Origin of the sequence: Janthinobacterium sp. P210005 (assembly GCF_036231865.1) — a bacterium.
Lineage (GTDB): Bacteria > Pseudomonadota > Gammaproteobacteria > Burkholderiales > Burkholderiaceae_D > Janthinobacterium > Janthinobacterium kumbetense.
Map to the genome: position 1 here is coordinate 122,651 of NZ_JAZARC010000003.1, position 23,889 is coordinate 146,539.

Genomic DNA, 23,889 nt, shown 5'->3' on the forward strand with positions numbered 1-23,889 from the left:
GACACTGTTCGATTGCGCACATCGTGCGCGCCTTCTGCTCCGGTAGAATCGGCGCATCGCTCTGCGCAAACTATGCACCATCGCTGCACCATGACATTGCCGCGCCAGCCCCCGTGCTGCCGGCCGGTGCCAGCGCCATTTTCAAAGGAATGAGCATGCAAAGTCTGATCTCGATCGCCGCCGACCTGTCCTGGCCGTTCGCCATCACCCTGGCCTGGGTGGTGGGCGAATTCGGTCACCGCTGGACTGGCCTGCCGCGTATCAGTTTTTACGGCGTGATCGGTTTCGTCCTCGCGCAGACGCAGGTGGGCATCCTGCCGCAGACGGACGCCGGCCCCATGCTGGTGCTGGCCGACGTGGCCTTCGGCCTGATCCTGTTCGAAGTCGGCTACCGCATCAACCTGCGCTGGCTGAAGAACAATCCGTGGATCGCCGTCACGGGCCTGGTCGAATCCTTGCTGACCTTTGCCGTCGTCTACTTCATCGGCATCGAATTCGGTTCCACCTCGATGACGGCGCTGCTGCTGGCGTCCCTGGCCATGTCCACCTCGCCGGCCACCATCATGCGCGTCATCAACGAGGAGCGCAGTTCGGGCCAGGTCACGGAACGCATCGTCCACCTCACCGCTCTCAATTGCGTGCTGGCCGTCTTCACGTTCAACATCATCGTCGGCTTCTGGATGTTCCAGAGTTCCACCGACCTGATCGAAGCGAGCAGCAGCAGCGCCGCCGTGCTGGCCGCCTCGGTGGCCGCCGGTACCGTCTTCGGCATCGTCGTGCCGGCCATGCTGCGCCGCCTGGGCAATATGGCGCAGGATGCCACCGTGGCCTTCGCGCTGTCGGTGATGCTGCTCGTCGCCCTCACCTACACCACCAGCCTGTCGCCGCTGCTGGCCACCCTCACCTTCGGCCTGGTGGCGCGCCACCGCCGTGTCGCCTTCAGCCAGGCGCAGCGCAATTTCGGCGCGCTGGGCGAGCTGCTGACGGTGCTGCTGTTCGTGTATGCCGCCTCGACCCTGGAATGGGCCAGCGTGGCTGCCGGCGCGGGCCTGGCCCTGGCCGTCGTCGGCGGGCGATTGCTGACGAAGGTCGTCGGCGTGGCCGCGTTCTCGCATGTGAGCGGCATTTCCTGGCGCAAGGGCGTGCTGACGGGCGTGGCGCTGACGCCCGTCTCCGTCTTCATCATCCTGCTGCTGGAGCACGCGCGCCAGCACGGCGTGAACTTCGGCGACGAATTGAACGCCCTGGCCGCCATCACCCTGGGACTGGAACTGGTCGGCCCCGTGCTGGTGCAGCGCGTGCTGATGCTGGCCAAAGAAACCCACGAAATCAAGGAGCGCTAAATGCCGCTGGAACCCTTTGGCCAATCGGCCGCGCTGACCTTCGGCGTCGAACTCGAACTGCAACTGGTGAACCTGTCGGACTATGACTTGACGGCCGCCAGCCCCGACCTGCTGCATCTGCTGAATAAAAAACCGTTCCCCGGCAACGTCACGCCGGAAATCACCGAGAGCATGATCGAGATCAACTCGAGCGTGCACACGCATCACGGCCCCCTGCTGGAGCAGCTGCAGGAAATCCGCGACACCTTGATCACGGCCGGCGACAAGCTCAATATCGGCATCGCGGGCGGCGGCACGCACCCGTTCCAGCAATGGTCGTCGCAAAAGATCTTTTCCAAGCCCCGCTTCCAGGAGATTTCGGAACTGTACGGCTACCTGGCCAAGCAGTTCACCATCTTCGGCCAGCACGTGCACATCGGCTGCGCCTCGGGCGACGACGCCATGTTCCTGCTGCATTCGCTGAACCGCTACATCCCCCACTTCATCGCCCTGTCGGCGTCCTCGCCCTACGTGCAGGGACGCGACACCCTGTTCGATTCGGCCCGCCTCAATTCCGTGTTCGCGTTTCCCATGAGCGGGCGCGCGCCGTTTACGCTGAGCTGGGACCAGTTCTCCAACGAGTATTTCGCCAAGATGGAGAACACGGGCATCATCAAGAGCATGAAGGATTTTTACTGGGATATCCGTCCCAAGCCGGAATTCGGCACCATCGAACTGCGCGTGTGCGACACGCCGCTGACGGTGGAACGGGCCGCCGCGCTGGCCGCCTACCTGCAAGCGCTGTGCCGCTACCTGCTCGAACGCCGCGAAACCCCGCCGGTGGAAGACGATTATCTCGTATATAACTACAACCGCTTCCAGGCTTGCCGCTTCGGCCTCGACGGCGCCATCACGCATCCGAAAACCTACGAAACGATGTCGCTGCGCGAAGACATCATGACCACCCTGCGCAAGATGGAACCGCACGCCGAGGCGCTGGGCAGCACGCCAGCCCTGAAACACCTGTCGGACGTGGCCAAGCAATGGAGCGACGCGCAATACCTGCGCAAGCAGCACAGCTTGCAGGGCAGTGCCGAGGGCATGGTCGATTCGGCGATCCGATGTTTTCGCGGTGAACCGATGAACTATTGACGCTGTCCGGTCCAGCCAACGTCGCGTCCATGGGGTCTGACCCGCCGGGTCAGACCCCAGCATTCAACAACGTCAAACCCAAAAAACCACACCCCATCTCCCCATCGTTTACAGCCGCCGCCACCGCTTGTTACAATAAGTGAGAATGATTCTTATTATTGTTTAAAAACACCAGCCCACCCGGGCCGGCCATGCAAGGGGAATGCGATGCCGCTGGCAGAGCCGCTACAACGCCAGGACATCGCGACACTGTATGCCGACCACCACGGCTGGCTGCAAGGCTGGCTGCGCAAGAAGCTGGGCAGCACGGCGTGTGCGGCCGACGTGGCGCACGATACCTTCATGCGCCTGCTCGACCGCGAAGACGCCGTCGCCGCGCGCGAGCCGCGCGCCTTTCTCGCCACCGTCGCGCAGCGCGTGCTGTTCAACCATTACCGCCGTCAGAAACTCGAAGAGGCTTACCTCGACGTACTGGCGCAACTGCCGCCCCGGCATGCGCCATCGCCCGAGGAACGGGCACTGCTGCTGGCCACCGTATTTGAACTCGACCGCATGCTTGACGGATTGCCGCCTCCCGTGAAACGGGCTTTTTTACTACGCCAGCTCGACGAGCTGCCGCAGGAAGACATCGCGCGCCAGCTCGGCATCTCGCTGGCCACGGTGAAACGCCACCTGCAGCGGGCCGGCAGCGCCACACAGGCGTGGCAGCAGTTGCAAACGCAGCATGAACACCTGCCGCCCGCCATGCACGCCACCCTGCTGCGCGCCTGCGTGCAAGCGAATGCGCCGCGCCGCCATGCCGTCAAGACCCTGGCCCTGCTGCTGGCCTGCGGTGCCTCGCTGTATGCGTTTGAGCGCCGCAGCCCATGGCGCGGCTGGATGGCCGATTACCGCACGGCAGTCAACCAGCGCCGCGTGGTGACACTGGACGATGGTACCCAGCTCACGCTCAACACCAATAGCGCCGTAAACATCGCTTACGACGGCGAGCGACGCAGCATCGAACTGCTGGCCGGCGAAATCTTCATCGCCACCGGCAAGGATGCGGCACGGCGCCCCTTCTTCGTCGCCACGCCGCACGGCAGCCTGCAGGCACTGGGCACGCGCTTCACCGTGCGCCTGCACGATGACTATGCCAGCGCCGGCGTGCTCGAAGGGGCCGTCGCCGTGCTGGCCAGCGACGGCGCCCAGCGCCTGGTGCTGCATCCCGGCGAAGGCGCCCATTTCGACAGCAACAGCCATCATCGCCAGGCGCTGGCGCCATATGGCGGCGCCTGGCTCAATGGCATGCTGGTGGCGCGCGACATGCGCCTGGCCGATTTCCTCGCCGAGCTGTCGCGCTACAGCAAGCATCCGCTGGCCTGCGCGCCGGCCATCGCCAGCCTGCGCGTGTCCGGTTCCTACCCGCTGGCCGACGTCAATGCCATCGTCGACGCCATCAGCGCCAGCCTGCGGCTGCAGCGCAATACCGTGACGCGCTTCTGGGGCCATCAAGTCGTCAGGATCGAACTGGCGGCCCACTGAAAAATATTTTCTGCAAAGTGAGCTGTTCTAGCGTGCTCGCGTGACTTGGTAGATAGGCAGTCTCCATCTTGCGCATCCACGAAAGGTTTTATTCCATGTACCACGCTTCACGTTCCCTCCTGACCCGCCCCGTCCTGGCCTGCGCCCTGTCTCAAATCGGTATGGCCCTGGCCCTGCCAGCGCTGGCCCAGGCACAAAGCCAGCAAGTGCGCGTCTACAGCATTCCCGCCGGCGCGCTGGGCGATGTGCTGACGCGCTTCGGCAGCGACAGCGCCATTTTATTGTCGTTCTCCAGCGACGCCACGCAAGGCTTGCGCAGCGCCGGCCTGCAAGGCAGCTATGGCGTGCACGATGGTTTCCGCGTGCTGCTGGCCGGCAGCGACCTGCAAGCCGTGCCGCAGGCGAACGGCGGCTACCTGCTGCAAAAGATCCCCGCCGGCGCGGATACTGCCTCGGTGGATAGCCGCGGCGTGGCCGTCATGAGCGGCGTCACCGTGGTGGCGGCGGCCGAGCGTAGCGCCGTGACGGGCGGTACCGGCAGCTATACGGGCGGCCCCGCCAGCGGCGCCACGGGCCTGGCCTTGAGCCAGCGCGAAACGCCGCAATCGCTGACCATCGTCACGCGCCAGCAGATGGATGACCAGAACAGCAATGCCGTTTCCGACGTCATGAAAAACGTCAATGGCGTGAGCGTGCAAAACTACGACAGCGACCGCTGGAGCTTCCAGGCGCGCGGCTTTGCCGTCACCAATTTCCAGTACGACGGCGTGTCGGCCATCTATGACGGCGTCTACGACTGGGGGACGACGAACAGTGACATGGCCATCTACGACCGCATCGAAGTGCTGAAAGGCGCGACGGGCCTGATGAGTGGTTCGGGCGACCCGTCGGCCACCGTCAACATGGTGCGCAAGCGCCCCACTGCCCACTTCGAGGGTTCGGCCACCCTGGGCGCGGGATCGTGGGACAACTACCGCGGCGAAGCCGATGTCTCCGGCCCGCTCAATGCCAGCCGCACGGTGCGCGGCCGCCTGGTGGGCGCCTACCAGGACAAGCACTCCTACCTCGACCGCTACACGCAGCAGAAATCCGTCGCCTACGGCATCATCGAGGCGGACCTGACACCCGTCACCCTGCTCACGACCGGCTTCACGCACCAGGATTACAAGCCGCGCGGGTCGACCTGGACCGGTTTCCCCGTCCTGCTGTCCGACGGCACCCGCACGGATTTCCCCACCTCGTGGAACCCGGCCACGGACTGGAGCCGCCGCAACATGCAGAACACCACCCTATTTACGTCGCTGGAACACAGCTTCGCCAACGCGTGGAAAGTGAAATTGAGCGCCAATCAGTTGCGCAGCAAGCATGACAGCGTGCTCGGTTCGGCCAGCGGCGGCAATCCCGACCCCGCCACGGGCGCAGGCGCGTTTTTCTTCATGGGTAAATACAAGGGCGACCGCCGCCAGACCACCGTCAACGTCGACGCCAGCGGCCCGTTTACCGCGTTTGGCCGCCAGCATGAGGCGATGATCGGTTATTCCAGTTCGACGGCGAAGCAGGATGGTCCCGTCTATGATTCGGTCTACCCGCCCGTCGAAGGCAGTTATTTCGACTGGCGCGGCCAGTACGCGGAACCGGCGTTCAAGCGCCTGGGCAACGACAACGATAGCACGCGCCAGAGCGGCCTGTATGGCGCCGTGCGCCTGCATCCGCTTGACGCGCTGTCGGTGATTCTCGGCGCACGCGTCAGCGATTACAAGCAGGAGCAGGACCGCACTTTCTTCGACGCCGGCACCGCGCGCATCACCTCGCGCATCGAGGAAAACAAGGTCATCACGCCGTATGCGGGCGTCGTGTATGACCTCGACAAGACGTATTCCGTGTTCGGCAGCTACACCAGCATCTTCGCGCCGCAAAGCAGCCGCGACATCAACCGCAACTTCCTGTCGCCCGTGCGCGGCAAGGGTGTGGAAGCGGGTGTGAAGGCCGAATACCTCGACGGCAAGGTCAATGGCAGCGCGTCCCTGTTCCAGATCCGTCAAAGCAACGTGGCCAGCCCTGTGGGCGAAGTCAACGGTGAGATAATGTATAAAGCCATCGACGGCGTCACCAGTCGTGGCGTGGAAATGGAAGTGACGGGCGAAGTGGCCAAGGATGTGAGGCTGAGCGCCGGCTACACCTACACCCACGTGCGCGATGCGGATGGCAAGGATGTCTTTTCCACCATGCTGCAAACGACGCAGCCCGCCCACCTGGTGCGCGTGCAAGGCACGTGGCGCCTGCCGGCCGGGCTGGACAAGCTGACCGTCGGTGGCGGCATCAACTGGCAAAGCAGCTACGACGGCAATATCTGGAACCCCGCCATCGAGGACAATGCACGCATCAAGCAGGGCGGCTACGCGCTGCTCAACCTGATGGCGCGCTACGAGATCAGCAGGAACGTCACGGCCAGCGTCAACGTGAACAACCTGCTGGACAAGAAATACTTCACGGGCCTCGGCCTGTTCCAGACGGGCTTCTACGGCGAACCGCGCAATGTGATGTTCACCGTGCGCACGAAGTTTTAATCAGCTCCCATACAGCGCCAGCGCCCAGGCTGGCGGGTGCAATTCCAGCGCCAGCGGCAGGTAAGCGGGATCGAAGCGCGCCGCCAGCAGATACACATTGGCGGCGCCCTTCGGCTCCCAATTCCCCGTAAAGCCTTTTTCGCCGGCCGCCACGCGCTTGCGGTCGAAGGGCACGGCGCTTTTCGCGAACTCCTCGTGCGTCTTTCTCCCCTGCGCGTACGGCGCCAGCCAGGCCAGCGCCTCGGCCAGGCGCCGCGCTTCCGGCGCGCCATACCAGTCGTCGCCATGCGCCTGCGCCATCAGGGCGGTCGTCAGCAACGGCTCCAGACTGTAGGTGGTGTAATGCAGGGCATCGCGCTGCTCGAAGTCGAAGGGTACGCCGCCGACGCCGATATTGCGCGGCACGTGCGCCAGGAAGCGTTCCTTCGCCCGCGCGATCAGCAAGGCGTCGCCCGTGACATACGCGGCGGCCGTGCCGATCTTGATGCGGTGGCTATGCCAGTTGTTGCGCGCCGTGGACGGGCCGCCCACCTTGATGGGGTCACTCAGATATCCGTGCGCCAGGGTGCGGCAAAATGCCTGCACCTGTTCGCGCTCGACGCCGTTCAAGCGTTCCTGCACCAGGTCAAAGCCCATCAGGAGGCTGGCCAGCTCCGTCTCGTCGACGGGGCTGAACGACGGCTGGTAGGCGCCGCTCCAGGCCAGCAGCAGCTGGCGCGCCGCCTCGAAATGCGCCATCTCGCCCGATAGTCTCCAGGCCAGCGCCTGCAGGCGCGCCTGGCGCCAGTCTTCCTGCGCCTGCTGGCTGGTCTCGCGTCCGCCCTCGCCCTTCAGCAAGCCGCCCGTGCGCACTTCGGCCATCAGGTGCACGGGGCGCGCCGCATCCTTGCGCGCCGCCTTGACCACCTGTTCCGCAATGGCCGGCACCACCCGCGCCTTGAGCGTGCGGGCGCGCGCGGCGGACGTCAGCGCAAACGGCAGCGCGCCTTCATGCGGGCGCGGCGCCGCGCGCAAGCCAGCCAGGGGCAGCGCCAGCAGGCCGGCCAGCACAATGCGCCGGCGCATCAGGTGCGTACTCAAAACCGCGTCTCCCGCGCCGCGCGCAAAAAGTTATCGAGGATGGGTGTGCAATCGAGCAGTTCGACGCCGCCCGCCGAATGGAATTCCGGGTGCCACTGCAAGCCCATGACGAAGCGCGCCCGCTGGTAGCGGATGGCTTCGACGATATTGTCCCCTTGCGAATACGCTTCCACCGTGATGTCGCGCCCCAGGTCCTTGACCGACTGATGGTGGATGGAATTGACGAGCGCCTCGCCCGTCTTCGGGAACAGCCCCGCCAGCGACGAGCCTTTCGGGAAGACGATGCTGTGGCGGTGGCGGTCATACAGGTCGTTGACGTGCGAGGTGGCGCCTTCCACATCCGAGGCGATGTCCTGGTACAGGGTGCCGCCAAAGCCCACGTTGATGAGTTGGCAGCCGCGGCAGATGCCCAGCACGGGCTTACCCGCATCGACGAATTCGTGCAGCAGTTCCAGTTCGTACAGGTCGCGCGCGCGGTCGCCGCTCCATTCGGGCCGCGTGGCCGCCTCCGAATACGTCTGCGGCGAGACGTCGGCGCCGCCCTGCAGCACCAGGCCGTCCAGGTGGCGCGCATAGTGGCGCAAGGTGATGTTACTCGGGTGTAGCTGGCCGCTGGTATTGACGGTCGGGATCATGAACACCAGCACGTCGCGCGACATCACCCACTGGGCGATCGACTCTTCCAGGTATTGCAGGTTCTTGCTGCGCAGGCCAGTGGCACCCGGTTCGGGGTGGAAAATGCGCGCCGAGATGCCGATGCGCAGGGTGCGCCGCATGAAATCGCGGCTGGCCTTGTCGCGCATGGAGCGGTAGCGCGACGAGATCACCCGCCAGGCCAGCGCCAGCGGCGTGTCGTTGTCCTTCAGATAGCGGGGTGCGGCATCGCGCGCGCGGTGCTCATCATCGGGCGCCCTGCCTACCCGGTCGGGCCGCGCCGAAGCTGGCGCCGCGGGATCGGTGGAAGGGGGAAGCTGGGGATCTTTTTCGTCTGACATGGCGGGGCTGACTGAAAGCGGAGACGTTTTCAATATAAACCCCTGCCCCGGAAAGCACGATTCAATTTTGTAACAAAAGCCCACGCGCGGGGCATCCACGCAACACGTCCACACCCGATGCATACAGTCCGTTTACGCTGGCGGCCCCGCTTTTTAGAGAATCTTTACGCCCCCGCTGCTAATCTTGAACGTACCTCAACCACCGCTGCAAAGCCACCATGGAACCCCATTCACGCCAGCAAACGCATCAAGCCCTGCCCCACCGCCATCCCCGCCTGCCCACCTTTCTCATGCATATCACGGTCGACAAAGCCTGCCTGGCCGAGCTGCGCCAGCTGGTCGTGCGAACCTGCGGCGGCATGCTGTCGTTCATGCGCGTCGAGGCAGTCGACCACGCCGAACGCATGAAAGTCTGGCTGTGCGTGACGGAACCGGCCCTGCGCCTGACCATGGATGCCGTCATGCGCCTGCTGCCGGCGGCGGAATTTGGCCGCATCAGCCAGGGGAAATCGCTATGAACCAGTATGCCTGCGAACACGCGATGTCATCCATGCGCATCACCGCGCACTTCCAGGGCATCTGGGTGCCGATGGTCACGCCATTCCGTGATGGCGATAGCGAAATCGACTTCGACGCCGCCCAGCAACTGGCGTGCGAACTGGCCGCCGGCGGCATCGATGGCCTGGTGGTGTGCGGCACCACGGGCGAAGCGGCCATGCTGAGCGCCGCGGAACAGACCATGCTGCTCGACAGCGTGCTCGAGGCCGTCGGCCCCCGTTTCCCCGTCGTGATGGGGATCGGCGGCAGCGATACGCGCGGCGTCGTCGCCACGGTGCAGCGCTACAACGACCATCCGCTGGCCGGCCTGCTGGTCTCCGCGCCCGCGTACGTGCGCCCTTCGCAGGACGGCATCGTGCGCCACTTCCAGGCCATCGCCGCCGCCACCGACCAATCCATCGTGCTGTACAACGTGCCGGCGCGCACGGGCGTCAACATCGAACCGCAGACCGCCGCGCTGCTGGCGCGCGACTCGCACTTCGTCGCCATCAAGGAAGCGGGCGGCAAGCTGCAGCAGCTGGGCGAACTGCTGCTCGACACGCGCCTGGACGTCCTGTGTGGCGACGATGCGCTGCTGCTGGCCAGCCTGTCCATGGGCGGCCACGGCGCCATGTCGGCCGCCGCCCAGGTCCGTCCCGATCTGTATGCGCAGCTATATCATCTGGTCAAGCAGGGCCGCCACGGCGCTGCCGGCGCCCTGTTCAAGATCATGCTACCCGTCATCCGCCTGCTATTTGCCGAACCGAATCCCGCTCCCGTCAAGGCGGCGCTGGCCATGCAAGGCAAGGTGCGCGACGCATTGCGCCTGCCGATGACGCCCATGTCCGCCGCCGGCCAGGCCGCCCTGAGCGCGGCACTCGAGCCCTTGATGGCTCTGCCCGTCTGGACAGCCAGCGACAGGGATGCGCCGCGCGAAGGCTGTCTGCTGCAGCTGGTCTCCCCTGCCAACATCATGCCAGCCGTGCGCCAAGATGATCATCGCCATCACGGATGAACGCGGGGGCATGGAGAAATCCATCCTGGCCGGACGGCTGGCCGCCTCGCGCGCGCTGGCCGGGCGCAAGGTATTGCTGCTCGATGCCGATCCGCGCCAGGGCGCCATGGCGCAGGCCAGGAACCTGCACGACGGCGCCATGCACGGCAGCCTGACGCGGCCGCGCCTGATGGCGCGCGCCATCAGCGCCAAGGGCTTGCAGCCGGAGCTCGAGCACCTGGTGCACTGCTACCACGACATCGTCATCGACAGCGAAGGCCGCGACTCCATGGGCAGCCGTTCGGCCCTGATCGCCGCGCGCGTGCTGGTGGTGCCGCTCGACGGTGTCGTCGATGGCGCCGCGCAGGCGGGCCTGGCGCGCCGCATCGCACACGCGCGCAGCGTCAATCCTGACCTGCGCGTCCTGCTGGCAACGGACGCGCAAGCGGCACCCGCCCATGCGCTGGCCACGCAGATCCCCTCCGCCCGCGTGGTGGGACTGGGGCAGCTGTACTGCGCCGTTTTCAACCTGCCAGCGTAAGTACGCAAAAAAGGCGGCGCATGCGCCGCCTCTCCTTTCAGTCAACTCAGTCCATTAAAACGTCTTGCTGACCGTCAGCTGCAGCGCCGTCTTGCCCATGAATTTGCCATTCACGGGCGAGGCATAGACCGACTTGCCCGCGTTCGTGCCGATCACGGCCAGCGCGCCCGAAACAAAGCCGAAGTCGCGCGTGACGCCCACTTTCCAGTCCGTATAGCTCGACGCGTCGTTGTTCCTGACCTTCTGGTGGCCCGCATGCAGGTTGCCGGTCCAGCCGTTCGTCAGGTCGATGGTCGCGCCGATGTCCAGGTAGCCGCTGTTCTTGCTGTTGACGATGCCGAACAGGTTGGAGACGGCGTGCGAATATTTGACGTAGGCGGGACCATACGACAGCTGGCCGTAGACTTCCTGCGTGTCCGCGTTGGCCAGGCCGATATTCTTCAAGCCGTTGTCCGCATACACGTAGGCGAGCACGCCCACGTCATAGCCGATATCACCGGTCAACTGGCCGCGCTTGCCCGCATACAGGTCCACTTCCACGTCGCCGCTGCCGCCCGCGTCCTTGGTCCACTTGATGGTCGAGGCCCAGGCGCCCGCATACAGGCCCGTCGGGTTGTTGACGTAATCGACGCCGCCCTGCAGCGCCGGTTTCAAACGCGTCTGCGAAATGCCGCGGTAGCGGTAGTCGGACACGCCGGCCACGTTGAAACTGACTTCGTTGTCGGGCTTGGCCTCATCCGCGTGGGCCAGGCTGCCCGTCAAGGCGGTGAAGGGGGTGGCTAGGGCAAGTGCCAGTAGCATTTTATTCATGGTTTTTTCTTCTTCATGGGTGGTATGGGCCTTTGCCAACATGGCGCAGCTGGCCCGCCGCTGCAAAAAAATGGGTAAAGCGTCCCCCTGGCGCGCGCGGCGCCTGTTTTCAAACAGGGAAATAACAGGTGTTAGAGCGGCAGCAGCAACCGGTAGCCGACGGCCGTTTCCGTCAGCAGGTACTGCGGCTGGGCCGGATCGGCTTCCAGCTTCTGGCGCAGATGGCCCATGTAGATGCGCAGATAGTGGCCGTTTTCGCTGTTCGACGGCCCCCATACTTCGCGCAACAGCTGCGGATTGGTGACCACCCTGCCGGCATTCTTAACGAGTACCGACAGCAGGCGGAATTCCGTCGGCGTCATGTGCACCAGCTGCTTGTTGCGTGTCACCAGACGGTCCTTCAAATCGACGCGCACGTCGCCAAACTGCACCACGCCATCGTCGCTGGCGGCAGGCTGGCGCTGGCGGCGCAGGGTGGCGCGCACGCGGGCCAGCAGCTCGCCCACGCCAAACGGCTTGGTCAGATAGTCGTCGGCGCCCGCATCGAGCGCGCGAATCTTGTCCTGCTCGTCGACCCGCGCCGACAGCACGATGATGGGCACGGCCGACCATTTGCGGATGTCGGCGACGAAATCGATGCCGTCGCCATCGGGCAAACCGAGGTCCAGCACGATCAGGTCGGGCCGGCGCGTGCCGGCATCGATCAAGCCCCGCTGCATGGTGGCCGATTCGAAAATCTGCCAGCCCTCGTCTTCCAGCGCGGCACGCACGAAGCGGCGGATTTGCGGTTCATCCTCGACCAGCAGGGCGGTGGCGGAAGGTTCGTTCATGTTGGTTTTCCTGTTTCATGGTCGTTGGCGTCATCGAGCTCGATCTCCGGCGGCGCCGGAGGCGTGCCCAGCGGCAGGCTGAACACAATGGCGGCGCCCCGTCCCGGAGCGTGCGGCTGCGCGTGGATGGTGCCGCCGTGGGCTTCGACGATGGCGCGGCAAATGGCCAGCCCCAGCCCGACGCCCGGCTTGTTCGATTCGCGTTCGCCGCGCGTAAATTTTTCAAAGATCGCTTCTTCGCGGCCGGGCGGCAAGCCCGGGCCATCATCGGCCACTGTCACCTGCAGGAACTGGCCGTGCACCCCGGCCGCGACCGTGATGGTGCTGCCGGGCGGCGTGTACTTGGCCGCGTTTTCCAGCAGGTTGCACAGCACGCGCTCGATCAGCACAGCGTCGTAGCGCACCAGCGGCAAGTCCGGCGCCAGCTGCGTCTGCACGGCATGTTGCTGCAATTGCGGACCGCTGGCGCGCAGCGCGCTGCCCACCACTTCTTCCAGCGCCTGCCATTGCAGGTTCAGGCGCACTTGCCCGCTTTCGATGCGCGCCATGTCCAGCAAGTTCGCCACCAGGGCGCTCATGCGCACGGTTTCGGATTGCAGCGAGCGCGCCATGTCCAGCTGCGCAGGCGACAAGGCTGGCCGGGACAAGGCCAGCGATTCGGCCAGGCCCACCAGCGACGTCAACGGCGTGCGCAAGTCGTGCGACAGGGCCGCCAGCAGCGAATTGCGCAGCCGCTCGGACTCCATCTGCAGCAGCGCGCCCTGGGCCACGTCGATGTAATGCACGCGTTCGAGGGCGATGGCCGCCAGCGCGGCAAAGGTGTCAAGGTGCTGGCGCTGTTCCGGCACCAGCAGCCAGCGCCCGCGGTGTGCGCCCTCGAGCGGCAGCAGTGCCAGCACGCCCCGTGTGCGCATCGGTGCGATCAGCGGCAGGTAGAAAATGGGCGACGCCGGCAAGGTATCCGTGCCTGTCCCCGCCGCCTGCGCATGGTCGAAGGCCCACTGCGCGATGCCGATATCGAGCGGCTCGCCGCCGTTCGGGGCTTGCAAGCTGCCCTCGTCATCAGGCAAAAGCAAGGTGGCGCGCGCGCGGAAAGCGCGTTCGATGGCGCTTTTCGTGATGTCGAAAATCTGCTCTGTCTGCAGCACACCGGACAACTCGCGCGAGAATTCGTACAGGGCCCGGGCGCGCGCTTCGCGGTGAGAGGCCACGCGCGCCTGGAAACGCAGGCCGGCAGTCAGGTGGCCCGTGATCAGGCCCACGGCCAGCATCACGCCAAAAGTGATCACATACTGGAAATCGCCCACGGCAAACGAAAAGCGCGGTGGCACGAAAACGAAATCGAAGCAAGCCACGCCCACCAGGCTGGCCAGCGCCGCCGGCCCGCGCCCCAGGCGCACGGCCACCAGCACCACCGTCAGCAAGGACAGCATGGCGATATTAGCCAGGTCCAGGTAGGGTTGCAGGGGAACCGAGGCGAGAGCCGTGGCCAAGCTGGCGCCGGCGGCCAGGATGTAACGCCAATGGCGAGAGGACCGGCGCGGCGCCTCTGCGTCTTCGCCAGCAGCGCGCCGGGGCGCCGCATCGGCGGGCGGCAAGCCCACCTCGATCAGATCGATATCGGGTGCCAGGCTTGCCATGCGCGCGGCCGGCGGCGCATGCCACAGGCGCGCCAGCGCGCCTGCGCGGCCACGCCCGACGATGACTTTCGAGATATTCGCGCTGCGTGCATACTCGACCACGGCGCCGGCGATGTCGGCGGACGGATTGACGGCCGTGCGCGCGCCCAGGTCCTGCGCCAGTTTCAGGGTTTTCAGGATGCGCTCGCGCTGGCCCGCCGGCAGGCGCTGCAAACGGGGCGTTTCCACGTATAGCGCATGCCATTCCGCATTCAGCTGGCTGGCCAGACGTGCCGTGCTGCGGATCACGTGCTCGCCCCCCGCGTGCGGCCCCACGCAGGCGAGCAGCGCGGCCCCCGTCTTCCACACGGGATTGATGGATTTTTCGACGCGGTAAGCCTGCACATCGTCCTGCACCCGGTCCGCCGTGCGGCGCAAGGCCAATTCGCGCAGGGCGATCAGATTACCCTTGCGGAAAAAATGCTGGGACGCCCGCTCCGCCTGCTGCGGCTGATACACCTTGCCCTGCTTCAGGCGGTGCAGCAGTTCATCGGCGGGGATATCGACCAGCACCACTTCGTCGGCGCGGTCGAACACCGTGTCGGGCAAGGTTTCGGCCACGCGCACGCCCGTGATGCCGCCCACCACGTCGTTCAGGCTTTCCAGGTGCTGCACGTTGAGGGTCGACAGCACGTCGATGCCGGCCGCCAGCAATTCCTCGACATCCTGCCAGCGCTTCGGATGGCGCGAACCGGCCACGTTCGAATGGGCCAGTTCATCCATCAGTATCAGTGCCGGCGCGCGGCGCAGCGCTTCGTCCAGGTCGAACTCGAACAGGGTCTTGCCCCGGTATTCGATGGCCTTCAGGGGCAGCACGGGCAAGCCATCAAGCTGGGCCGCCGTATCCTGGCGCCCATGCGTCTCCACCACGCCCACCAGCAAGTCCTGGCCATCGGCCAGCAATTTGCGGGCGGCGGCCAGCATCGCATAGGTCTTGCCGACGCCGGCCGAGGCGCCAAAGTAAATGCGCAGCCGGCCGCGCGCGGCTTTCTTTTCCTGCGCCTGCACTTGCGCCAGCAGGGCATCAGGGTCGGGGCGTTGGCTGTCGTTGGGGAGCATGGGCATCTTTTAATGTCAAAACCAGGGGCAAAACCGGCGGCTCTGCCCCTGCATCATCTTACTTCGCGGCCGCATCCAGCGCCAGATTCAGTTCCAGCACATTGACCCGCGGTTCGCCGAAAAAGCCGATGTACGCGGTTTTCTGCACCTTGGCGATGGCGTTTTCCACCTGCGCCAGCGGCATGGCGCGCACGCGGGCCACGCGCGGCGCCTGGTACAAGGCGCCCGCCAGGCTGATTTCCGGATCCAGGCCGCTGCTCGACGCCGTCACCAGGTCGACAGGGATCGGGTTGCGATTGCCCGGATCGGCTGCCTGCAGGGCAGCGATGCGCGCCTTGACGGCGTCCACCAGGGCCGGGTTGCTCGGACCCTGATTCGAACCGCCCGAACCGGCGCCGTTATTCGCCATCGGCGCGGTGGCCGATGGCCGGCCCCAGAAGTACTTGGGCGAGGTGAAGGACTGGCCGATCAGGCTCGATCCGACAGGTTTTCCACCACGCTCGACGATGCTGCCGTTGACTTCATCGTTGAAAGCCAGCTGCCCGATACCGGCCGTGGCAAACGGATAGACGACGCCGCAGATCACGGTCAGCGCGGCAAACAGGACCAGGGCGGGACGTACGATAGTGCTCATGATGGTTCCTTTAGACTAAATTGAGTGCGGACAGCAGCACGTCGATCAGCTTGATGCCAATGAAGGGCAGGACGATGCCGCCCAGGCCGTAGATCAGCAGGTTGCGGCGCAACAGGCTGGCCGCACCGATGGCACGGTACTGCACGCCTTTCAGCGCCAGCGGAATTAGCACGACGATGATCAAGGCATTAAAGATCACGGCCGACATGATGGCCGACGCAGGGCTGGCCAGGTGCATGATGTCGAGCGCCTTCAACTGCGGATAGGTGCCCACGAAGGCGGCCGGGATGATGGCGAAGTACTTGGCGATGTCGTTCGAGATCGAGAACGTCGTCAATGAACCGCGCGTCATCAGCATCTGCTTGCCGATTTCAACGATTTCCAGCAGCTTGGTCGGGTTCGAGTCCAGGTCGACCATATTGCCCGCCTCCTTAGCCGCCTGCGTGCCTGAATTCATGGCCACGGCCACGTCGGCCTGCGCCAGCGCCGGTGCGTCGTTGGTGCCGTCGCCCGTCATCGCAACGAGGCGGCCTTCGGACTGGTAGCTGCGAATGAGTTTCAGCTTGTCTTCCGGCGTCGCCTCGGCGAGAAAATCGTCCACGCCCGCTTCTGCGGCGATGGCCGCAGCCGTCAGCTTGTTATCACCCGTGATCATGACGGTCTTGATGCCCATGCGGCGCAGTTCCGCGAAACGCTCCTTGATGCCGCCCTTGACGATATCCTTCAGCTCCACGGCACCCATGACGCGGCCATCGTCGACCACCACCAGCGGCGTGCTGCCGCGGCGCGCGATGTCGTCGACGGCGCGTCCCACCTCCGCCGGATACGGCTGGCCCAGCGCTTCCACATATTTTTTCATGGAATCGGCCGCGCCCTTGCGCAGCTGGCGCACCTGCTGTTCACCAGGAATGTCCACGCCGCTCATGCGCGTTTGCGCCGTGAACGGCACGAAGGTGGCGTGCAGGCTGGCCATCTCGCGTTCGCGGATATTGAACTTCTGCTTGGCCAGCACGACGATGCTGCGCCCTTCCGGCGTTTCATCGGCCAGGGAGGCCAGTTGCGCCGCATCGGCCAGCTGCTGCTCCGTTACGCCGGGTGCCGGCACAAAACTCGACGCCTGGCGATTGCCCAGGGTGATGGTGCCCGTTTTATCGAGCAGCAGCACGTCCACGTCGCCGGCCGCTTCCACGGCACGGCCCGACGTGGCGATCACATTGGCCTGCATCATGCGGCTCATGCCGGCCACGCCGATGGCGGACAACAGGCCGCCGATGGTGGTCGGGATCAGGCACACGAGCAGCGCGATCAGCACGGTGATGGTCACCGGCGTGCCACTGCCGGCCGCCGCCACGGAAAACAGCGAGTACGGCAGCAGGGTCACGGTGACGATCAGGAAGACGATCGACAGGGCGACGAGCAAAATCGTCAGGGCGATCTCATTCGGCGTCCTCTGGCGCTTGGCGCCTTCGACCATGGCGATCATGCGGTCGATGAAGGCTTCGCCCGGGTTGACGGAAACGCGCACCAGCAACCAGTCCGACAGCACGCGGGTGCCGCCCGTCACGGCGGAAAAATCGCCGCCCGACTCGCGGATGACGGGCGCCGATTCGCCCGTGATGGCGCTCTCGTCGACGGAGGCCACGCCGGCCGTCACTTCGCCGTCTGCGGGAATGACGTCGCCCGCCTCGACCAGCACCGTCATGCCCTTGCGCAGGTCGGTGGCCGGCGTGGGCAGCCAGGAAGTGCCGTACTTCGGCGTTTGCATTTTCTTTGCCATCACCGTTTGCTTGAGGGCGCGCAGGGACGCCGCCTGCGCCTTGCTGCGGCCTTCGGCCAGCGCCTCGGCGAAGTTCGCGAACAGCACGGTAAACCACAGCCACACGGCGACGGCGACGATGAAGCCGAATGGCGCTTCACCCTGGCCATTCAGGGCCTGGATGGCCAGCAGGGTCGTGATGATGCTGCCCACGTAGACGACGAACATCACGGGGCTGCGCCACTGCGTGCGGGGGTCGAGTTTTTTGAACGCATCGACGACGGCAGGGCCGATCAGTGCGGAATCGAACAAAGTCAGGCTTGTGCGTGACATGGTAGCCTCTTATTTGATGAAAAGTTGCAGGTGTTCGACGATCGGGCCCAGGGCCAGCGCGGGAACGTAATTCAAAACGCCGACGAGTACGACAACGCCGATCAGCAAGCCGATGAACATGGGGCCGTGCGTGGGCATGGTGCCGGCATTGGCCGACAGGCGCTGCTTGGCCGCCAGCGAACCGGCCACCGCCAGCACGGGCACGATCACGCCGAAGCGGCCGAACCACATGGCGATCGCCAGCATCACGTTGTAGAACGGCGTGTTCGCGGACAGGCCGGCAAACGCGCTGCCGTTGTTGTTGGCCGCCGACGTGAAGGCGTAGAGTATCTCCGAGAAGCCGTGCGCGCCCGGATTGGCCACGCCGATCTTGCCCGGTTCGACCATCACGGCGATCGCCGTGCCCGTCAATACGAGGGCTGGCGTAATCAGGATGGCCAGCGACACCATCTTCATTTCATAGGCCTGGATTTTTTTGCCCAGGTATTCAGGCGTGCGGCCTATCATCAGGCCGGCGATGAAGACGGCCAGGATGGCGAACATCAGCATGCCGTACAGGCCCGTGCCCACGCCGCCGAAGATCACTTCACCGAACTGCATCAGCAGCAGCGGCACCATGCCGCCCAGGGGCATGTAGGAGTCGTGCATGGAATTGACGGCGCCGCACGATGCGGCCGTCGTCACCGCCGCGAACAGGGTCGAGGAGCTGATGCCGAAGCGCGTTTCCTTGCCTTCCATATTGCCGCCCGATTGCAGGCTGCTGGCCTGCTGGTCCAGGCCCAGGCCTTGCAAGGCGGGATTGGCTTGCTGCTCGGCGCTCATCACGCCGGCCGTCATGACGACAAAGATCAAGGTCATGGCGGCCAGCACGGCCCAGCCCTGGCGCATGTCGCCCACCATGCGGCCAAAGGTGAAGCACAGGCCGGCGGGGATGATGAAGATGGCCAGCATCTGCAGGAAGTTCGACAGCACGGTGGGGTTTTCATACGGGTGCGAGGAATTGGCATTGAAGAAGCCGCCGCCATTCGTGCCCAGCAGCTTGATCGACTCCTGCGACGCGACAGGGCCCATGGCGATCGTCTGCGTGGCCGCCACTTGCGCTTCCATCATGGGCTTGCCGGCGGCATCCAGCACGGGCTGGCCGTCGGCCGTCACTTTCGGCGTTTCATACGCCACGTGGTCGAGCAGGGTCACTTCCTTGTAGGCGGAAAAATTCTGGATCATGCCTTCGCCCATGAAGACGACGGACAGGGCCAGGGACAGCGGCAGCAGGATATACAGAGTCGAGCGCACCAGGTCGACCCAGAAATTGCCGATCGATTTGCCCGAGCGCGAGGCGAAGCCGCGCACCAGCGCGAAGATCACGGCGATGCCGGTGGCCGCCGAAAAGAAGTTCTGGCATGCCATGCCCAGCATCTGGGTCAGGTAGCTCATGGTCTGTTCGCCGCCGTAGCCCTGCCAGTTGGTATTGGCGACGAAACTGACGGTGGTATTGAACGAGGAATCGGGGCTGACGGCGCCGAGACCCTGGGGATTCAAGGGCAAGAAGCCCTGCAGGCGCTGCAGGCCGTAGACGAAGACGGCGCCCACGGTATTGAAGACGATCAGGGCGATGGCATAGCTTTTCCAGCCCATGGCCTTGTCGGCGGGCAGGCCGGACCAGCGGTACAGCAGGTTTTCCAGCTTTTGCAGCCAGCCCAGGCCGCGCACGGGGCCATCGCCGGCCACCCTGGCCATATACAGGCCCAGCGGATAGCCGGCGGCCAGCAGCACGGCCAGGAAAGCCACCAATAACAATATCGATTGCGTCGTCATCACAGTTCCTCCGCCTTCAGCAGCGCGACCAGCAGGTACACGAGCAGGCCAGCCGACACGACGGCGCCCAGCACATAAAACGCGTTCATTTGACGCTCCCTAATTTGTCGCAGGCGACGGCAAAGCCGGCCGCCACGACGAAAAACACGGCAATCAAGCCGAGATACACGAGATCCATTCCCACCCTCATTCAGGTTTGTTTTGATAGTGAGCAGATTAGCCAAAAGGGTCTAAAAAATTCGTAAAGACTGGGGAGGCAGCTGTAAACAAGATGTAAAAACGGGCGCTTTACCGCATAAAATCCTTCACAATGGGCGCCAAACCACGCGCGCAGCGCACTGTTGTTGCCTTGGAGTAGCGCTATTGCTCGCGGGACAAGATAGAATGCGCGAGCGTCCGCACAAGGACGCCAAGCCTGCCGCACTGCCCTCCCCCAGTGACGCTGGACGGGATATACTGTATATTTATACAGTTATCGCCGCCGCTGTCACTGCGCCCCGCAGTGCCCTGGCCTGGCGTTCCAACCACTGTCTTTACTTAGCTTGAACACGTATGGCCACTAAAAAACCAGCATCCGACTACAGCGAATCATCCATCCGTGTCCTGAAAGGACTGGAACCCGTCAAGCAGCGCCCGGGGATGTACACCCGCACTGAAAATCCGCTGCACATCATTCAGGAAGTGATCGACAATGCCTCCGACGAGGCGCTGGGCGGTCACTGCACGCATATCGCCGTGACGCAAAACACGGATGGCAGCATCACCGTCGAAGACAATGGCCGCGGCATTCCCGTCGGCCTGCATCCGGAAGAAGGCGTGCCGACGGTGGAAATCGTGTTTACGCGGCTGCACGCGGGCGGCAAGTTCGACAAGGGTTCGGGCGGCGCCTATGCGTTCTCGGGCGGCTTGCATGGCGTCGGCGTGTCCGTCACCAATGCGCTGTCGACGCGCCTGGAAATCACCGTCTGGCGCAAGGAAAGCGACGGCAACGGCTTGCACCATATGGTGTTTGCCAACGGCGACGTGATCGAGCCCCTGAGCTCCCGCCCCGCCCCGCGCGACGGCAAGAAGTCAGGCACGCGCGTCACCGCCTGGCCCGATGCCAAATACTTTGATTCGCCGAACATCTCGCAAACCGAGCTGCAACGCCTGCTGCGCTCGAAAGCCGTGCTGCTGCCGGGTGTGACCGTCACCCTCACCAACGCGAAAACGGGCGATACGCAAACCTGGCAGTACGCGGAAGGCTTGCGCGGCTACCTGACCGAAACGCTGGCGCAGGTATCGAATGGCGAAACCCTGATTCCCCTGTTCGAAGGCGCGCAGTATGCGGGTCCGGACTCGGAAGGCTTTGCCGAGGGCGAAGGCGCGGCCTGGGTCGTGGCGTGGACGGAAGAAGGCGCCATCGTGCGCGAATCGTACGTCAACCTGATCCCCACCTCGAATGGCGGCACGCACGAATCGGGCTTGCGCGACGGCCTGTTCGGCGCCGTGAAAAACTTCGTCGAAATGCACTCGCTGCTGCCGAAAGGCGTCAAATTGCTGCCGGAAGACGTGTTCGCGCGCGCCTCGTTCGTGCTGTCGGCGAAGGTGCTGGACCCGCAATTCCAGGGCCAGATCAAGGAACGCCTGAACTCGCGCGACGCCGTGCGCCTCGTCTCGACCTTCACCAAGCCGCCGCTGGAACTGTGGCTGAACCAGCACGTCGACTACGGCAAGAAGCTGGCCGAGCTGGTGATCAAGCAGGCGCAATCGCGCCAGCGCTCGCTGCAAAAAGTGGAAAAGAAAAAATCCTCGGGCGTCGCCGTCCTGCCGGGCAAGCTGACCGACTGCGAATCGTCGGACATCACGCGCAATGAACTGTTCCTCGTCGAGGGCGACTCGGCGGGCGGTTCAGCCAAGATGGGCCGCGACAAGGAATTCCAGGCAATTCTTCCCCTGCGCGGCAAGGTCTTGAATTCGTGGGAAACGGACCGCGACCGCCTGTTCGCGAATAACGAGATCCACGACATCGCGGTCGCCATCGGCGTCGATCCGCACAGCGTGGGCGACTCGCCCGACCTGTCCGGCCTTCGCTACGGCAAGATCTGCATCCTGTCCGATGCGGACGTGGACGGCTCGCACATCCAGGTACTGCTGCTGACGCTTTTCTTCAAGCACTTCCCGGCCCTGATCAACAAGGGTCACATCTGCATCGCCCGCCCGCCGTTGTATCGCGTGGATGCGCCCGCGCGCGGCAAGAAGCCGATGCAGAAGATCTATGCGCTCGACGACGGCGAACTGCTCGCCATCGAGGACAAGCTGCGCAAGGAAGGCGTGAAACAGGGCGCCTGGTCGATCTCGCGCTTCAAGGGCCTGGGCGAGATGAACGCCGAGCAGCTGTGGGAAACGACGATGAACCCGGACACGCGCCGTCTGCTGCCCGTCACGCTCGGTGAAGTCGACCACATGGCCTCGGCCTCCCGCTTCAATATGTTGATGGGCAAAGGCGAGGCGGCAGGACGCCGCGCCTGGATCGAAGAACACGGCAATGAAGCGGAGGCGGATATCTGATGATCATCGGCATCGACCTGGGCACCACCAACAGCCTGGTCGCCATCTGGCGCGACGGCAAGGCTTCCATCATCCCGAATGCGCTTGGTGAACACCTGACGCCGTCGTGCGTGAGCATCGATGACGACGGCACCGTGCTGGTGGGCCGCGCCGCGCGCGAGCGCCTGCAGACGCACCCGCAGCTGACGGCGGCCGTCTTCAAGCGCTACATGGGCAGCGAAAAGAAGATCACCCTCGGCACGCAGCAATTCCGTCCGGAAGAACTGTCGTCGATGGTGCTGCGCGCGCTGAAGGAAGATGCCGAAGCCTTTTTGGGGCACAAGGTCGAGGAAGCCATCATTACGGTGCCCGCGTATTTCAGCGATGCGCAGCGCAAAGCCACGCGCATCGCGGGACAACTGGCGGGCTTGCGCGTGGAGCGCCTGCTGAACGAGCCGACGGCCGCCGCGCTGGCCTACGGCATCCGCGACAAGGAACAGGAAAGCAAATTCCTCGTCTTCGACCTGGGCGGCGGCACGTTTGACGTGTCGATCCTGGAGCTGTTCGAAGGCGTGATGGAAGTGCGCGCCTCGGCTGGCGACAATTTTTTAGGGGGCGAAGACTTCGTCACCGTGCTGGTCGACGCCTTTTTGGAAGGCAGCGGCCTGCGCGACGCTGTCGGCGTCCGCCTGCTCGACCCGCGCCAGCAGCAGCTGTTGCGCGATGAAGCCGAACGCGTCAAGCGCCTGCTGTCGGAACAGCCGTCCGTGCGCATGGCCACGCGCTACCAGGACAAGGAATACAGCTGGGAGATCAACGAAGACAAGCTGGCGCAGCTGTGCGAACCGCTGCTGGCCCGCCTGCGTCTGCCCGTGGAGCGGGCGCTGCGCGACGCCACCATCCGCGCCGCGGAATTGAATGAAGTGGTGCTGGCCGGCGGCGCCACGCGCATGCCGCTGGTGCGTAAACTCGTCTCGCGCATGTTCGGCCGCTTCCCCGCCATCCACCTGGACCCGGACGAAGCCGTGGCACTGGGAGCCGCCGTGCAGGCGGGCCTCAAGATGCGCGACTCCGCCCTCGACGAAGTGGTCATGACGGACGTGGCGCCGTATTCGCTGGGCATTTCGATTTCGCGCCAGGTCGGCGCGAACCAGTATGAAGGCGGGCATTACCTGCCCATCATCGAGCGCAATTCCGTGGTGCCTGTCTCGCGCACGGAAAACATCACCACCATCTACGACAACCAGAAGGAAATCAACGTGGCGATCTTCCAGGGCGAGTCGCGCCTGGTGGCCGACAACGTCTTCCTCGGCAAGATCAGCTTCCCGATACCCGCGAAAAAGGCGGGCGAGATCGGCATCGACGTGCGCTTTACCTACGACGTCAGCGGCGTGTTGGAAGCGGAAGTGACGGTGCTGGCCACGCAGGAAAAGCACAAGATGGTCATCAGCGACAATGCGGGCGTGATGACGCCGGAACAAATTGAGCAGCGCTTTGCGGAACTGGCCGACCTGAAGATCCACCCCCGCGAGCAGATGGAAAACCGCACCCTGGTCACGCGCGCCGACCGCCTGTATGAACAGTCGCTCGGCGACGTGCGCCAATACCTGGCGGCGCACACGGCCAATTTCCAGGCGGCGCTGGAAACGCAGGACCCGAGCACCATCCGCAAGGCGCGCCAGGCGCTCGACGAGGTGTTGCGCCAGGTCGAGAGCGAGAGCTTCCTGTAAAT

18 protein-coding genes and 1 pseudogene are annotated in these 23,889 nt (G+C 64.6%); 10 read left to right on the plus strand and 9 right to left on the minus strand.

What is annotated here, in order from left to right; translation table 11 throughout:
• The first annotated feature begins 155 nt into the window (after positions 1-155).
• The 5 genes and pseudogenes from VPH40_RS14245 to VPH40_RS14265 all read left to right on the plus strand — a co-directional run bounded on the left by VPH40_RS14245 (position 156) and on the right by VPH40_RS14265 (position 6,565).
• Positions 156-1,343: a cation:proton antiporter gene (locus VPH40_RS14245; protein ID WP_034780723.1), complete on the plus strand. Its 1,188-nt coding sequence runs from the start codon at positions 156-158 to the stop codon at positions 1,341-1,343.
• On the plus strand, positions 1,344-2,474 hold the full coding sequence (locus tag VPH40_RS14250; protein ID WP_034780287.1) for a YbdK family carboxylate-amine ligase: 1,131 nt from the start codon (positions 1,344-1,346) through the stop codon (positions 2,472-2,474).
• Between the two features lie 207 nt (positions 2,475-2,681).
• Positions 2,682-3,164 (plus strand): annotated as a pseudogene (locus VPH40_RS14255) (sigma-70 family RNA polymerase sigma factor); the annotation flags it as partial.
• Positions 3,165-3,353: 189 nt separating this feature from the next.
• Complete coding sequence (locus VPH40_RS14260; protein ID WP_328573978.1) at positions 3,354-3,998, plus strand: FecR domain-containing protein; 645 nt, start codon at positions 3,354-3,356, stop codon at positions 3,996-3,998.
• A 95-nt stretch (positions 3,999-4,093) separates the two neighbouring features.
• Positions 4,094-6,565 carry a TonB-dependent siderophore receptor gene (locus tag VPH40_RS14265; protein ID WP_328573740.1) on the plus strand — a complete coding sequence of 824 codons (2,472 nt, stop codon included), beginning with the start codon at positions 4,094-4,096 and terminating at the stop codon, positions 6,563-6,565.
• On the opposite strand, the gene VPH40_RS14270 is transcribed toward VPH40_RS14265, so the two are convergent.
• Together VPH40_RS14270 and VPH40_RS14275 are read right to left on the minus strand one after the other, a co-directional pair.
• Positions 6,566-7,645 (minus strand): alginate lyase family protein, encoded by a 1,080-nt coding sequence (locus VPH40_RS14270; RefSeq protein ID WP_328573741.1) that lies wholly within the window; start codon positions 7,643-7,645, stop codon positions 6,566-6,568.
• Positions 7,642-8,640 carry a gamma-glutamyl-gamma-aminobutyrate hydrolase family protein gene (locus VPH40_RS14275; protein WP_099666498.1) on the minus strand — a complete coding sequence of 333 codons (999 nt, stop codon included), beginning with the start codon at positions 8,638-8,640 and terminating at the stop codon, positions 7,642-7,644. Before VPH40_RS14275 ends, VPH40_RS14270 begins: the two co-directional genes overlap by 4 nt.
• Positions 8,641-8,858: 218 nt before the next feature.
• Between VPH40_RS14275 and VPH40_RS14280 the strand changes: the two genes are divergently transcribed.
• The 3 genes from VPH40_RS14280 to VPH40_RS14290 are packed head-to-tail and all read left to right on the plus strand — an operon-like array spanning position 8,859 to position 10,712.
• On the plus strand, positions 8,859-9,158 hold the full coding sequence (locus tag VPH40_RS14280) for a hypothetical protein (RefSeq protein WP_251350252.1): 300 nt from the start codon (positions 8,859-8,861) through the stop codon (positions 9,156-9,158).
• Positions 9,155-10,192 (plus strand): 4-hydroxy-tetrahydrodipicolinate synthase, encoded by a 1,038-nt coding sequence (gene dapA, locus VPH40_RS14285; protein ID WP_328573742.1) that lies wholly within the window; start codon positions 9,155-9,157, stop codon positions 10,190-10,192. Before VPH40_RS14280 ends, dapA begins: the two co-directional genes overlap by 4 nt.
• A gap of 10 nt (positions 10,193-10,202) precedes the next feature.
• Positions 10,203-10,712, plus strand: a complete 510-nt coding sequence (locus tag VPH40_RS14290; protein ID WP_328573743.1) for a cobyrinic acid ac-diamide synthase — start codon at positions 10,203-10,205, stop codon at positions 10,710-10,712.
• 54 nt (positions 10,713-10,766) lie between these two features.
• Here VPH40_RS14290 and VPH40_RS14295 read toward each other — a convergent pair whose 3' ends face one another.
• The 7 genes from VPH40_RS14295 to kdpF form a co-directional block, all read right to left on the minus strand.
• Positions 10,767-11,522 (minus strand): TorF family putative porin, encoded by a 756-nt coding sequence (locus VPH40_RS14295; RefSeq protein WP_328573744.1) that lies wholly within the window; start codon positions 11,520-11,522, stop codon positions 10,767-10,769.
• Between the two features lie 131 nt (positions 11,523-11,653).
• Positions 11,654-12,352 (minus strand): two-component system response regulator KdpE, encoded by a 699-nt coding sequence (gene kdpE / locus VPH40_RS14300; RefSeq protein ID WP_328573745.1) that lies wholly within the window; start codon positions 12,350-12,352, stop codon positions 11,654-11,656.
• Positions 12,349-15,090 carry a DUF4118 domain-containing protein gene (locus VPH40_RS14305; protein ID WP_328573746.1) on the minus strand — a complete coding sequence of 914 codons (2,742 nt, stop codon included), beginning with the start codon at positions 15,088-15,090 and terminating at the stop codon, positions 12,349-12,351. Before VPH40_RS14305 ends, kdpE begins: the two co-directional genes overlap by 4 nt.
• A 58-nt stretch (positions 15,091-15,148) precedes the next feature.
• Positions 15,149-15,724: a potassium-transporting ATPase subunit KdpC gene (gene kdpC / locus VPH40_RS14310; RefSeq protein ID WP_328573747.1), complete on the minus strand. Its 576-nt coding sequence runs from the start codon at positions 15,722-15,724 to the stop codon at positions 15,149-15,151.
• A 10-nt stretch (positions 15,725-15,734) separates the two neighbouring features.
• The gene (gene kdpB / locus VPH40_RS14315; protein WP_328573748.1) at positions 15,735-17,813 is read right to left on the minus strand and encodes a potassium-transporting ATPase subunit KdpB; all 2,079 of its coding nucleotides are present in this window, start codon (positions 17,811-17,813) and stop codon (positions 15,735-15,737) included.
• Between the two features lie 9 nt (positions 17,814-17,822).
• Positions 17,823-19,628 carry a potassium-transporting ATPase subunit KdpA gene (gene kdpA / locus VPH40_RS14320; protein ID WP_328573749.1) on the minus strand — a complete coding sequence of 602 codons (1,806 nt, stop codon included), beginning with the start codon at positions 19,626-19,628 and terminating at the stop codon, positions 17,823-17,825.
• A complete protein-coding gene (gene kdpF, locus VPH40_RS14325; RefSeq protein ID WP_034746483.1) occupies positions 19,628-19,717 on the minus strand; it encodes a K(+)-transporting ATPase subunit F in 90 nt (29 codons plus the stop codon). Before kdpF ends, kdpA begins: the two co-directional genes overlap by 1 nt.
• A 463-nt stretch (positions 19,718-20,180) precedes the next feature.
• On the opposite strand from kdpF, the gene VPH40_RS14330 reads away from it, so the two are divergent.
• On the plus strand, positions 20,181-22,178 hold the full coding sequence (locus tag VPH40_RS14330) for a DNA topoisomerase IV subunit B (RefSeq protein WP_077408539.1): 1,998 nt from the start codon (positions 20,181-20,183) through the stop codon (positions 22,176-22,178).
• Positions 22,178-23,887, plus strand: coding sequence for a molecular chaperone HscC (locus VPH40_RS14335; protein ID WP_328573750.1), 1,710 nt, complete (start codon positions 22,178-22,180; stop codon positions 23,885-23,887). Before VPH40_RS14330 ends, VPH40_RS14335 begins: the two co-directional genes overlap by 1 nt.
• Positions 23,888-23,889 lie beyond the last annotated feature (2 nt).